The sequence below is a fragment of the Agriterribacter humi genome (assembly GCF_009192765.1).
GTDB lineage: Bacteria > Bacteroidota > Bacteroidia > Chitinophagales > Chitinophagaceae > Agriterribacter > Agriterribacter humi.
Window position 1 is genome coordinate 182,485 of the sequence record NZ_VOHQ01000010.1, and the last position, 13,584, is coordinate 196,068.

Consider the following 13,584-nt stretch of genomic DNA (forward strand, 5'->3'; position numbering starts at 1 on the left):
AAAGAGTTATGATTTCCAACGCAATGAATTGATTGGTGCGGAGATAGACCCTTCCCTACCTGCCGGCAGGCAGGCCGCGGTCAGGGTGACAAGCAATAGTGGATGGTTGAGCTGTAGTACCAAAGCTGAACCATATTCCCTTGTTTGTCATGCATCTAAAGGGATAAGCATCTGTGCACCATATTCCGTTCTGTTCACTATGGATCACATCCTTCTCTGCCTGCTCTTTAGTCGTAACCGCCCACACGAAGCAAAGCAGTGCGGCAATCCGAACTTTTCTCACCGAAGGCAAATGCACCCAATTACAGCATTAGCAAAGAAAAGAAAGCGGTAGATTACATACAGAAAAGTTGAAATTATTATGCATAGCCTTTTAAAAATTATTTTCACCTGCTTTTTGTTTATCTCCTGCAAACAACCCGGCGGCTTACCCGTTAAGCAACAGGATCTTCAGCGTGTTAAACAGATGGCTGATCTGCCCCAACCCCTTGAAATCATAGATTATCAAAAACTGGCCCTGAAATTTGATAGCACAGTATATGATTTTAATGCCAATGGAAAATTTTGGCCCCTGGTGTGGAAAGACAGCAGTGAAAAGAATTTCCCCCAAACGGTGGTTGGCCTGTATACGGCCATAGGTGATGTGCGGCAGGGGCCGGCCAACAACAAAGGCATGTTTCATGAAGCGCTGGCAACAATGGGGGCTGTTATGAGCGCCACATTGGTGGGTATTGACAAGAGCGATCAGCAGGGCCTCAATTATGCGGGCATGCTGAAAAATTATTTTAACCAGGAAACCGGTTGGGATATTATGATGAACAACACCTGCCCCGAAGTGGCGCTCCTGGGCGGAGGATACGGCCGTGACTGGTGGTACGATGTATATCCCAATGTGCTGTTCTACGCTATTTATGACCAGTATCCCAATGAACCGGGGTTTACAGCAATAGCAAAGCGTATTGCAGAAAAATTTTACGCAGCCGATTCCATTCTGGACGGAAATTATAACTGGTCTTATTTCGATTATGGTAAAATGATGCCCATGAAAAACAATATCTGTGCACAACCGGATGCAGCAGCAGGTCATGCATGGGTATTGTACGCAGCATATAAAAAATTTGGTGATGAGCGCTATTTAAAAGGGGCAATGAGCGCATTGAAAGCATTGCAATCCCAATCGTTAAACCCTACCTATGAACTGCTGATGCCTTTTGGCGCCTATTTATCTGCAAGAATAAATGCGGAGCAGGGAAAGCAATATGATGTAAATAAAATGCTGGGCTGGACCTTCGACGGCACCCCCCTTTGCAGGGAAGGCTGGGGCGTTTTAACAGGCAACTGGAATGGCATGGATATATCCGGCATTGTGGGCAGTACTGTTGACCATGGAGGCTATGGCTTTTTAATGAACACCTATGATGCTGCATGGCCCCTGGTACCTTTAGTACGCTATGATCAGTCGTATGCAAATGCTATTGGTAAGTGGATGCTGAATGCCGCCAATGCGGCAAGATTTTTTTATCCGCAGTATATGCCCGATGAGCATGAAACCATTCCGCAACTGGACGATGTTACCAAAGGTGTGATCGGGTATGAAGGTATGATCCGCAAATCATCTTACCCGCAATATGAAAATATACCTGCGCCTGTTGCGCAGGGCGACGGACCACTATGGGTACCCGGCAAAAATCCACCGGAATCGCAGTTCAGTGTTTATGGAAGCGCCCATGCGGGCATATTCGGCAGTATTATCCGTGCTACCAATGTTCCCGGCATTTTACAATTAAATGTGCTGTCCACAGATTTTTATCACGATAAGGCTTATCCCTCTTATTTATACTATAATCCCTATGCTGAAGATAAACTGGTTTTAATAAACATAGAGGGTAAAAGTGTTGATCTGTACAATACCGTGTCGGCACAGTTTATTGCCCGAAATGTTTCATCTTCCGTACAAATAAAACTTCCTGCGCAGCAGGCAGCCCTCATCGTTAGTGTACCCACGGGCGGTAAAATCAGTTATGAAGAACAGAAAATGAGTGTAAATGGTGTTGTTGTGGACTATAGATATCGTCAAAAGTGAGAAGATAAAGCCCGCCCCCGTCCGACTGGTGTCATCCGGGCGGGCGGCTGAACACCGTTCGGACGCAGGGTCAAAGAAGTGTTTCACGTTTTGGCATAGCAACTGTACATTGAATTTGGGGTTATAGAACATCCATCATATTATTTTTTATACCCATGCTTAACACTGCGTGAATATTGCCATGTTCCGCCCGCTCTTTACCCGGAACCGAGGCTAAAAAAGGCATAAAAAAGGGGCAGCATAAAAATGCACCCCGTTTTTAAAATCCAATATCCTATGAAAAACCTGAACAAATGTATCCTGCTATTTTGAAAGCAAAGAGGGTTTGTCGTTCTTTTTAGTAATCGGTATTATTCTCCGTGTAATTAGCAGAAAAACGGGTATCATTTTCTTTGCCCTGGTCAGAATTTGGAGAAAAGCTCCATGAATTCCTGCCGGCGGCTGCGGGAAAGCGTAATGTTATCGTCATTATCCATAACAATATACCCTCCCTCTCCCCGGATAAACTTTTTTACATGATTGATATTGATGAGAAAAGAACTGTGTACGCGGTAAAAATCAGCACCTCCCAGCGTTTCGTCCAATTCTTTGAGCACTCTTGATACCATGATCTTTCGGCCGCCGGTAAGGATTACATTGGTATAATTGCTTTCGGCTTTGCAATAAATGATCTCCCCCGTAGCTACAAATATTAATCCATCGCCAGCCGTAAGTGCAATGCGGGATGGTGTTAATTTTGGAGACTGGTTAATATGCTGTAGCAAGAGGGCAAACTGCTCCCTGCTTGGAATAGCCTTTTTTTCTTCTACCCTGTGTATAGTGGCCTTAAGATCATCCGGGTCAACCGGCTTTAATAAATAATTCAGCGCAGCGTACTTGAAGGCTTTTATTGCAAACTGGTCATAGGCGGTACAGAACACTACATCAAAAGATAAATTTTTAACCTGCTCCAACATGTCAAAGCCATTCATCCGGGGCATTTCAATATCAAGGAATACTACATCGGGCTTATGTTTGTAAATGGCTTCAATACCCTTTTCGGCTGTATTGCACAGGGCCACGGTCTCCGCCTGCGGGCAATAGGTTTTGAGCAGCCACTCCATCATTTCAAGCGCATTTGTTTCATCATCTACCAGCACACATTTTATCATATCATATATTTTTTAAGTTTCATCTACAGGAATATTCAGGATCACTTTTGTTCCCATTGCTTCACCATGCTCGTTTTTCATGTCTTCAATTCCAACCGAAGCATCAAACCCTGCCTGCCGGCTCAGCAACACCAGCCTGCTTTCCGTGAGCTGCATACCCAGTGATTTTCTTGAAGACGCCGTTTTACTTTTCAATTCCTTTGCTTTCTCCCTCCCTACTCCATTATCCTCAATGATACATTGCAGTATATCATTTCCTTTACGGCTGATATGAACAGATAAACAGCCTTCTGTTGTTTTATGCAAGAGCCCGTGCCAGATGGCATTTTCAACATAGGGCTGTATAATCAGCGGTGGTACATATATGCTTTCGGGATACACTTCTTCCGTAAAACTAATATCACAGGTGAACTTTTTTTCAAACCGGATGCTTTCCATTTCAATATATAGCCTTAATGCTTCCAGTTCACTGGCCAAGGTAATAGACTTGTTATTGGAATTATCTAATATCAATCGTATAAGGCGGGCAAACCTGGTGAGGTACAATGATGCTGTTGCCTGGTCGCTTTTTACAATGTAGCGGTTAATGGAGTTAAGACAGTTAAAAATAAAATGAGGATTCATTTGGGCCCGTAAAGCCTGCATTTCAGCATCTGCCATTTTTTGCCTTGTATCCATAAGAATGGATTCGGCTCTGGCCTTTTCGCTATCGGCTTTTGTTTTTATAATTTTATTGGCGCATAGTGAAGCAATGGTGGTAAGTATAGACAAATGTTTTTGCGTAAAAAACCCTTTTTTAGAATGCCCGCAATATATAACCCCCCATACTTTTTCATCGGTAATAATGGGAACGGCAATTTCTGAAAAATAAGTGCCGACATTATCCTTATAACGGGGATCCTTGGTTGTATCATAAACAATTTCAGCCCGGCCTCCTGCAGCCACAGCAGCGGCAATTCCTTTTCCTGTTGTTATCTCAACGGGTTGGCTTGTTGCAGCGTCTGTCTTGTGTGCCGCTTTTTGCCTTAATACATTCTGCATCCTGTCTGTAGTGTAAATAATACATTCTTCAAAGTGAAGCCTGCTTATGGCATTTTTAACGATGTCACGGAGAATAGCGCCTATATCGTTTGTTTCATAAATACTGGATGAAAAATAATTGATTGCCTGCGCTGCTTCAAGCTCATCTTTATGGCTGTTTATTTTGCGCCTGTGATTTAAAATCACCCTTGCTGCTATTGCCGCCGCCAGCAGCACACACAATGCAATAAACCACCAGGTCATCCAGAAGGGGTTCAGTATCTGGAAAGCCAGTGTGTTGTTTGCTTTTTTCCAGTCAACCTGGTTCAGGCTCGCTTCCATTTCAAGTAGATACTTTCCCGGCGCCAGCGATGAAAAACGAACAATATTACCATTGCCAATTTCTTTCCATTCTGTATCCAGCCCATCTAATTTATACCGGTATCTCACTTTTTCGGGATTATTGAAATATACGGCTGCAAATACTACCCCCATTGACCTGTCTGAATAATTGATGGGCCCCAAAGTATCAAACGCATACATGGAATAGTCCATGTTGCCGATCCTCGCTTTGCTGATATACGCTTCAAATGACTGGTAAGGAGCAGAGAATGTTTCGGGCTGCCAGTAATTAATGCCGTTCAATCCCCCAAAATACAGGATGCCTTCCCGGTCCCTGAACCAGCTATTGCTGTTAAAGCCATAGCCCTGGATATTATCCGAGCGGTCAAAAAGATTCAATTTTGAAGTATTGGGATCAAAGCGGTAAATGCCATTTTCGGAGCTGGCCCAAATGATTCCGTTCCTGTCCTGGTAAACTGTATATAAACCTATATTGTCGAAAACAGTGGTAAATTTTTTAGTGGTTACTTTTCCGTTATTATAATGGAGGGTGTACAAACCTTTGGTACTTGAAAACAATAGTCCGTTATCCTGCATTATAAAACCACTGAAGCCATGGGTTATTACGTTGCTTGTAAAATCCTCGGGTACTTCCAGCAGGTAATTCAGTGATGCATCAAAACAGTATACACCCGTTGTGGTTGCAATCCATACTGTTCCATCCGTTCCCTGGGCGCAAAAGCTCGCAGATGCATTGCGGATTGCCGGATGATTAAGCCGGCGTAACCGGTATGTTTTTCCATCCAGTACATATACAGCATCCCGTGCAACAATAACATGATCGCCATTGAGAAGTGTTATAATATCATTTACAAAATCTCTCTCGCTTATCCGCCGGGTTTCATACGTGTCGTACTCCGGCCGCCTGTATTTTTGTGTTTTGATATCAAACAGCCACAACCCCTTATTAGTAGGACCAAGTATCAGGTATCTTCCGTCATACACCATTCCTCTTATAGACTCATGGCTTAACCTGCTGTTATCATCCTTTGCGGGTGGAAAAAGAATCCACTTGCTTTCGGTTTTTTGCCAGCATGCAAAACCATAGCCGGTGGCTATCCACAGATCGCCTCTCTCATCCTGTACGATCTTCCGGACATCATTAATGTTGGCAGATATTTCATCATTCATCTGCCTTATCTTAATCAGCCCCATTGGCTGGTTCCTGAAAGCAAAACGCGCAATTCCATCTGTTGTGGCTATCCATGCATAACCTTCCGTTTCATCGTAAAAAATAAAACTGGCATATTCATTGGTAGCCACTTTTCTGCCATTCAGAAAAAAATTCTGCTTTAAAAATTGTTTTTTTGCCGCATTGTATTCAAATATACCATCGGATGAAGCCACCAGAAAACGGGAAGGAGAAATGGCTGCCATGCTTCTTAAGCTAAAGGAACCCCGCATACCATTACCGAGTGTGGCAGTGGTAATTTTTTTTGTTGAAAACTGGTACCATTGCGCCATAGCATACCTTGTGCTCACAAGCGCACTGTCTTCACTCACGGGATAAATACCGTAAATCCGCCCCCCGGCCAGACTGTCTGTTTTACCCGTTTTAAAATGATAGCGATAAATAAACTCATTATTGTGTACGAACAATACATTTTTGTACAGCACACAAACATCAGTCTCCAGATCAGTGACCGGCTGCGGCAAATTTTCAATTATGGTAAACTGCTGCGTGGAATGGTTGAATTGAAAAAAGCCCTTATTGGTAAGCAACCAGGTACTCCCATCCGGCAATTCAGTAACAGGCCCCATTTTAAGTCCTTTTTTTCCGCCTTCAATGGCCACCGGGTTAAAGGTTCCTGTTTTTTCTGAAAAAAGAAATACCTCTTTATCTGAGCAAACCCAAATATGACCTTTCTTATCGCAGAGCATACTGTTCACCCTGGGAGAAGGCCGGAAGTTTTGCACTTCTTTCCCGTCAAAGCTCTGAACCTGCGACCGGTATAAGATCCAAAGCATCCCTTTTTGATCCTTGTCCATAGATGTTATGGCATCGGGGCGGATGCCACTCGGGTAATCAAAAATCTGGAGATGATACTCTGGCAATTGTGCTTTTGCCACAACAAAAAAAAGCAAAAGGACTATCGCAACACACACGCTTCGGGTATTAGTGCTCGTTATCAAATTATTGCTGTATTAGTCTTTAAAGAAACAAATCGCAGGTTTTCCAACTCCGAAAAGTAAATGTTTGTTATGTAACCTGCAATATTTTTTAGTATTTAACCTGTTTATTGAGTAATCCGGCAGTTTATAAATTCGCAGTACCATTAATTGTAATGGTTTTTCCTGCACTACGGGGTCCAGCTTCATTTTGTCGCCACAAATTCCTCCTTCATCTACCCAATTCCCTGCAGCATGCATATGAAGCGTAGTTTGCAGCCATACCGGTTCCCTTACCCTGTTTTAAAATAATTTAGTTGAACTTTGAACCAGAGCAATGACACAAAAGAATTCACCATATTTTATTCCCGGCATACATATTTTTATATGGGCAGTGCTGCTGGCCATACCTGCCATTATGTTTTCCGGCGAAACCGTTATAGGATTACCTGAAAACTTTTTCCTGCTCACGAATATCTACAATATAGGATTGTTTTACCTCAACGCGTATATCCTATACCCCCGCCTGTTCAACCGGAAATACTGGTGGTTGTATATGCTTTCCATTGCAGGCTTGCTTGCTTTTTCATATTATGCAAAGCTGTTCCTGTTAAACCTTAGTCCCGGCTTTCAATTAACAGAACAAAATATACGGGTGATCTTTTTCCCGCCCGTTCCTTTTTTCATCGCCAGTTTTATTTTTCGCCTGGTGAGTAACCGCATCCGGTTTGAAAAATTAGAAAAAGAAAGAAGAGCGGAACGGCTTAGCTCCGAACTAAAGTTTTTACGCTCCCAGGTAAGTCCTCATTTTTTGTTCAATATGATGGCCAATATGGTTGCACTGGCACGTCAAAAATCGGACCTGCTGGAACCGGCATTAATAAAACTGTCCGACCTGTTGCGCTATATGCTTTATGATTCCAATGAAGAAAAATTTCCGGTAAGCAAAGAAATTGACCTGCTTAAAAATTATATTGATCTGCAGCAATTGCGTTTTGGCGAAGATGTGGATGTGAAGCTGGAAATAAAAAACGAATGCCCCGATTGCCTTATTGAGCCCCTGCTGCTGATCCCGTTCATTGAAAATGCGTTTAAACACGGTATTGGTATGGTAAAAGATCCTTTCATTTCCATACAACTTGAAGTAAAAGCAAAGCAATTGCTTTTTAAGATAATAAATAACTATAACAGCAATAATTTCTCGAAAGATAAAAACTCCGGAATTGGCATGGTAAATGTAAAAAACAGGCTGGAGCTGTTGTATAGCGGAAAATATAAGCTCCAAATCACAGATCAGGACGGGATATATGCTGCTCAATTAAATCTTATGTTGCTATGATGAACTGTATTGCAGTTGATGATGAAAGATTGGTATTGGATCTTTTGGCCGACAATATCCAAAAAGTACCTTTCCTGCACCTGGTGCAACGCTGCAAAAATGCCATGGAAGCAGCAGACGTGCTGCATAAAGAACAGGTGGATCTCATTTTCCTGGATATACAAATGCCCGGACTCAACGGGCTGCAATTCATTCAGTCGCTGCAACAGCCACCCATGGTAATTTTTGTAACTGCCTATAAAGAACATGCTCTGGAAGGGTTTAATCTTAATGCAGTTGATTATCTTTTAAAACCCGTTTCTTTCGAAAGATTTTTAAAAGCATGCAACAAAGCTTACGAACTGTTTAACCTTCAGCAAAAGCCAGCAGCAAGGGAAAACCTGCCAGACTATTTCTTCGTTCATGTAGAATACAACCAGGTAAAAGTGAATATCCCCGATATATTGTACATAGAGGGAATGAAAGATTATGTAAAAATATTTCTTGCTTCAGCTTCCCGGCCCATCATCACCAAAATGAGCATGAAGGCGCTGGAAGAAAAATTATCGCGCTACCGTTTCGCCCGTACGCATAAATCCTATATCGTATCTGCCGACAAAATAACCGCTGTTAAACGCGATCTCATCTGCATTGATAAAATTGAATTACCTCTCAGCGAAAGCTATAAAGCCAATGTAGAAAAAATCCTCCCGCTCTGAAGTCTTCGCATTCTCCCAACATATCTATTCATATTCCCGGCTCATAGATTCATGAACATGCTGCGCAGTATCGTCAAATATTTTTGTGGTACAAAACACATGTATCATGAAATCATTCAGCAAAAAACTGGTAACCCCTGCCCTGCTGTTAGCCCTAATGGTGATGCAGGCAAATGCCCAAAGCATCATTACCGGAAAGGTGGTCAATAAAAAGGATGAGCCCATTGTTGCAGCCACCATTGGCATCAAAGGATCCGGCGCAGGCGTAAAAGCCGATTCATTGGGGAACTTTCGTTTATCCACTGCAGAAAAAGGCAACCAAATACTGCAGGTGTCATCTGTTGGATATGCCGCCAAAGAAACGGGCATATTCATTATGGATTCTGTTTTGCATTTGCGCATTGTTTTAAAAGATGAAGCCAAAGCAATGGGTGAAGTGGTAATAATCAGTGCCGGCGCATTTGAAGCGAGTGATAAAGCCAAAGGCGCTTCCCTCACTCCTATGGATGCAGTAACCGTTGCAGGCAGTGGTGGCGATATAGCCAATGCATTGCGTTCCCTGCCCGGCGCACAGCAAATTGGCGAGAAAGAAGGATTATACGTGCGCGGTGGAACCGGTGAAGAAACCAAGCAGTTTGTTGACGGGTTGCTGCTAAAACAGCCCAATTTTTCAAGCATCCCCGGTTTGCCGCAACCTGCCCGGCTTAATCCCTTTTTATTCAGGGGCATCCTGTTCAGCTCAGGTGGTTATTCGGCATTGTACGGACAGGCATTGAGCAGTGCGCTGATATTGGAGACCATAGATCTTCCTGAAGAATCATCCATTGGACTTCATCTTTTTCCGCAAAGTATTGGCGTTGGTTTGCAGCAGTTGGCCAAAAACAAAAAAAGCAGCTATGGCATCAATACCAGCTATAGCAATTTAAAAGCCTATCATTCGGTGATCACACAAAAACCAGACTTTTTTCATGGACCTGAAACCTTTAGTGCAGATGCCAATTTTAGAATAAAGACAAGCGAAGCGGGTATGCTTAAATTTTATACCAACTACGGGTACAGCCATACCGGTATGAGAAACCCGGATATTGACAGCAGCGACCTGCTTTCTTTATACGAATTAAAAGGAAGGAACTGGTACAACAATCTTTCTTACAGGGAATCGCTTGGAAAGCAGTGGAAAATAGATGCAGCAATAGGCTATAATTATTACAGGGATGCTGTTAACACGGCATTGCAAAACGCTAGTAAAGAAAACATCAGTCTGACCGGATACCCGTTTGCTGAGAAAAACACATTCACACATAACCAGTCCCATTTTGCCCAGGGCAGGCTGGTGTTAACTAAGGGATGGCGTTATAAACAGGCAGTACGTTTCGGAGCGGAATATTTCTACAGCAAAGACAGCTACCTTTTTAATGATTCCGCCGCCCTGCTGAAAGACAATATAGCAGCCGCATTTGCAGAGGCAGATATCCGGTTAACGCACAGTATAGCAGCAAGGGCCGGACTTAGAGCAGAACATTCTGCACTGCTGGATCAAACCACGCTGGCGCCACGCATCAGTTTGGCCTACCGGCTGGGCAAAGGAGCGCAATTCAATATGGCCTATGGCATTTTTTATCAGAAACCGGAGAATATGTATGTGCAGTATTCGGGTGAAACCCATTTCACCAGGGCCACGCATTATATCATCAACTTTCAAAAAAAGGCAGGCAACCGTTTGTTAAGGATTGAAGCCTATTATAAAAAATACAAAGACCTTATTACAACAATACCCCAAATTAAAAATGAAGGAGATGGTTATGCAGGAGGCATTGAATTGTTCTGGAGAGATAAGAAAACCTTTAAAGGATTCGACTATTGGGTGAGCTATACGTATTTAGATACAAAGCGCAGGTACTTAGATTATCCGTATGCGTTACGACCCAATTTTACTACACCCCATTCCGCTTTTGTGGCCATCAAGAAATTCTTTCCCGGCATCAGTTTCAATGCAAATCTTTCCTATACCATTGCTACAGGAAGACCTTATTACAATATTCAAACCAGCGATGGGCACAGCGTTATACAAGACGAGGGACATACCAATACCTATAATGCCATGAACCTCAGTTTTGCTTATATGTTTTCCATTTTCCCCAAATGGAAGCACAGGGATTTCTCGGGGATCGGCTTCGGCATCAACAATGTATTTGGCAGCCGGCAGGTTTTTGACTACCGCTATAGTTACAACGGCGTAAATAAAACACCCGTAACACAACCCGCTGCCAGGAGCTTTTATATAGGTCTGTTCATGAGCTTCGGCGTTGACAGAACAGAGGATTTTATTGACCAGAATTTGTAAACCACATCTTAAAACAAAAAATACAAAACAATGAAAAAAGCAATGCTATCAGCAGTAACCGTATTGCTGCTGCTCCTAACCGCAACAGCACAGGATGCATACAGGCAGCAACTGCAATCGGCAGTATCGCAATTGGATAAAGCCGAAGCGCCAGGCGATTACCAGCAATTGGCCAGACAGTTTGTACAGCTTGCAGAAACGCAAAAAACAGATTGGCTTCCTTATTATTATGCAGCCTTTTGCAATGCCAAAACCGGCTGGCTGTATGAAAATGATGGGGAGAAAATTGAGCCATTTGCCAGCAAAGCCGATGAACAAATTAAAAAATCAATTGCGTTGCTGGATACAGCAAACCGCAAAAAGGAATTGTCGGAAATATATTGCGTGCTCAGTATGATCAATAAGGCAAAGGTGTTTATCAATCCTCAAACTTTCGGTCCCAAATACGGACCGGCCGGCGCACATTATATTCAACTGGCAAAAAAAGCGAATGCGAATAATCCCCGGGCCATTTACTTAGAAGGATGGGATAAATATTACGCACCCAAAATGTGGGGTGGCGATAAAAAGGCAGCGAAAGCAATGCTGGAACAATCGCTTCAGCTATTGAATAACAATAAAGTGGATGCAGATGCTACTCCACACTGGGGTAAGAAGGAAGTAGCCGCTTTACTGGGCAGGTACAAGTAAACCATTTTATTAACATTAAAATCTATCATTATGTTTTTTGGAATCATTTTAACCAGGATATTGTTTGTAGCCTGTATGGTGTTTATTATCGGTTATGTATTTGGCTCTTTTTCAAAAAAGAGAACACTTACCACTATTACCAGGATAGCTACCATATTAATCATTGTGCTGTTTATTGCGGCCAATGCATTCATGATGTGTTCCGGCGGAGCGCGGCATGGCAACTGGAGGCACGAACATTACAATGGTCACTACCAGCCCGCTGATACTATAAGATAAGGAAGAAAATCTGAAGACCACCATATGATCTTTGCATCTTGTTCAGCAGGTTAAATAGTGAGCTATGTTCACAATAAAAGCTGTCTCAAAACAAATGGGGCAGCTTTTTCTGTATCCTTTCAGGAATATTAACAGGTTCCGGGTCCTTCACTTTTATGGAGGAAAAGTACACCCATCCAATAAAAAAAAGTTGCAGCGGTACCCGGTACCACAAATAACGTAACCCATCCCCGTTAAACGTTGCGGTTTCCATATTTACGTTGTGCATGGCGGCATAGATGTTTACAGGAAGTATAAAAATAAAAAAAACGATCAGCAACCACCCGGTCAGTACCCTGAATTTTGGTAATTGCAGGCCGATTGCAGCCGCTATTTCTACAAATCCTGTAAAATACACCAGCTCCGTTTTGAAAGGAATAACTGCAGGCATCATCATCGCCATACCTTTGGTGAACATAAAATGACCGATGGCTGTAAGCACCAGCATTGCCGACATGCCGATCCTGGCCGACAAAGCAAATTTATATTCCTTCCGGGTAAGCTTTATAATAAAAAGCGATAATACAAACACCGTGAGCAAAGTGATTTCGATTTCCATATCTTTTTTCTGCAAAGCTCTGCAACTAAAGAAGAAGAAACAATGAACCCGGGTTAATAAATTCGTTTGCGGATCCTGCTTAAGGCCTGGGGAGTAACACCAATATAAGATGCGAGATATTTTAAAGGGATTTGCTGAATTAAACGGGTCTTTTCGGTAAACAATTTTAAATACCGTTGTTCTGCTGTATCGCTTAACAGCGAAAGCTCCCTTTTAAAACTATCTAAGTACAAATGTTCTCCTGCATGTCTTCCAATAAAATTCCCAATTTCCGTTTGCTGGTAAATTTCCTGGAGGTCATTATACGTTATACGCCACAGCGTAGTGGCTGTAAGCGTTTCAATATGATACACAGAGGGCGTTTGTGTGAGAAAAGAATCATAGCCGCTTACAAATTCGTTGGCGAAAGCAAAATAAAAAGTCAGATCATTTTCTTCTTTTGGCATATAGAAACGTATAATGCCCTTTTCTACAAAGGAAAGATGGCTTTCTGTTTTGCCGGCTTTTAAAAGCAAATGGCGTTTGGGAAACTCCTGCTGAATAAGCCTGGAAGAAAAAAACAGCCAGTCTTTGTCTGTAAGAGCGGTTATGCTTTCAAAGTATTTTCTGATCTGTTCCATTTGCTGCTTTGTATTTTAAGTACTAAAATTATTGTATATGAAACGGACATGCTGTATTCAGTATACAAAATATTGTAAAAACCTTTCGTGAGTCTGGTCAATGATGAACACAGATGCTTCCCTGCCTGGCGGTAGGCAAGCTTCGTTAGCATGACAGGCAAGGGAATAAGGGTTCAGCTTTTGCACTACTGTTCAACCACCCACTATTGCTTGTCACCCTGACCGCGGCCTGCCTGCCGGCAGGCAGGGAA

11 protein-coding genes are annotated in these 13,584 nt (G+C 42.6%); 6 read left to right on the forward strand and 5 right to left on the reverse strand.

Going from position 1 to position 13,584, the window contains the following annotated elements; translation table 11 throughout:
• Window positions 1–55 precede the first annotated feature (55 nt).
• On the reverse strand, window positions 56–283 hold the full coding sequence (locus tag FRX45_RS16735; protein ID WP_152269601.1) for a hypothetical protein: 228 nt from the start codon (window positions 281–283) through the stop codon (window positions 56–58).
• A gap of 78 nt (window positions 284–361) precedes the next feature.
• Here FRX45_RS16735 and FRX45_RS16740 point away from each other — a divergent pair, with 78 nt between their 5' ends.
• The gene (locus tag FRX45_RS16740) at window positions 362–2,083 is read left to right on the forward strand and encodes a glycoside hydrolase family protein (protein WP_152269602.1); all 1,722 of its coding nucleotides are present in this window, start codon (window positions 362–364) and stop codon (window positions 2,081–2,083) included.
• 401 nt (window positions 2,084–2,484) lie between these two features.
• Here the strand turns inward: FRX45_RS16740 and FRX45_RS16745 are convergent, their stop codons facing one another.
• Together FRX45_RS16745 and FRX45_RS16750 are read right to left on the reverse strand one after the other, a co-directional pair.
• Window positions 2,485–3,234: a LytR/AlgR family response regulator transcription factor gene (locus FRX45_RS16745; protein ID WP_152269603.1), complete on the reverse strand. Its 750-nt coding sequence runs from the start codon at window positions 3,232–3,234 to the stop codon at window positions 2,485–2,487.
• Window positions 3,235–3,246: 12 nt separating this feature from the next.
• Entirely contained in the window at window positions 3,247–6,726 is a 3,480-nt protein-coding gene (locus tag FRX45_RS16750; RefSeq protein WP_152269604.1) for a histidine kinase, read from the reverse strand.
• A gap of 376 nt (window positions 6,727–7,102) precedes the next feature.
• Between FRX45_RS16750 and FRX45_RS16755 the strand changes: the two genes are divergently transcribed.
• The 5 genes from FRX45_RS16755 to FRX45_RS16775 all read left to right on the forward strand — a co-directional run bounded on the left by FRX45_RS16755 (window position 7,103) and on the right by FRX45_RS16775 (window position 12,115).
• Window positions 7,103–8,104 carry a sensor histidine kinase gene (locus tag FRX45_RS16755; protein WP_152269605.1) on the forward strand — a complete coding sequence of 334 codons (1,002 nt, stop codon included), beginning with the start codon at window positions 7,103–7,105 and terminating at the stop codon, window positions 8,102–8,104.
• Window positions 8,101–8,802: a LytR/AlgR family response regulator transcription factor gene (locus tag FRX45_RS16760; RefSeq protein WP_152269606.1), complete on the forward strand. Its 702-nt coding sequence runs from the start codon at window positions 8,101–8,103 to the stop codon at window positions 8,800–8,802. Before FRX45_RS16755 ends, FRX45_RS16760 begins: the two co-directional genes overlap by 4 nt.
• Before the next feature lie 106 nt (window positions 8,803–8,908).
• Window positions 8,909–11,146 (forward strand): TonB-dependent receptor, encoded by a 2,238-nt coding sequence (locus FRX45_RS16765; protein WP_152269607.1) that lies wholly within the window; start codon window positions 8,909–8,911, stop codon window positions 11,144–11,146.
• Between the two features lie 30 nt (window positions 11,147–11,176).
• Complete coding sequence (locus FRX45_RS16770) at window positions 11,177–11,836, forward strand: hypothetical protein (protein ID WP_152269608.1); 660 nt, start codon at window positions 11,177–11,179, stop codon at window positions 11,834–11,836.
• 30 nt (window positions 11,837–11,866) lie between these two features.
• Window positions 11,867–12,115: a hypothetical protein gene (locus tag FRX45_RS16775; protein ID WP_152269609.1), complete on the forward strand. Its 249-nt coding sequence runs from the start codon at window positions 11,867–11,869 to the stop codon at window positions 12,113–12,115.
• Between the two features lie 85 nt (window positions 12,116–12,200).
• On the opposite strand, the gene FRX45_RS16780 is transcribed toward FRX45_RS16775, so the two are convergent.
• Both FRX45_RS16780 and FRX45_RS16785 read right to left on the reverse strand, forming a co-directional pair.
• A complete protein-coding gene (locus FRX45_RS16780) occupies window positions 12,201–12,713 on the reverse strand; it encodes a DoxX family protein (RefSeq protein WP_226805424.1) in 513 nt (170 codons plus the stop codon).
• A 53-nt stretch (window positions 12,714–12,766) separates the two neighbouring features.
• Entirely contained in the window at window positions 12,767–13,333 is a 567-nt protein-coding gene (locus FRX45_RS16785) for a Crp/Fnr family transcriptional regulator (RefSeq protein ID WP_152269610.1), read from the reverse strand.
• Window positions 13,334–13,584: the final 251 nt, after the last annotated feature.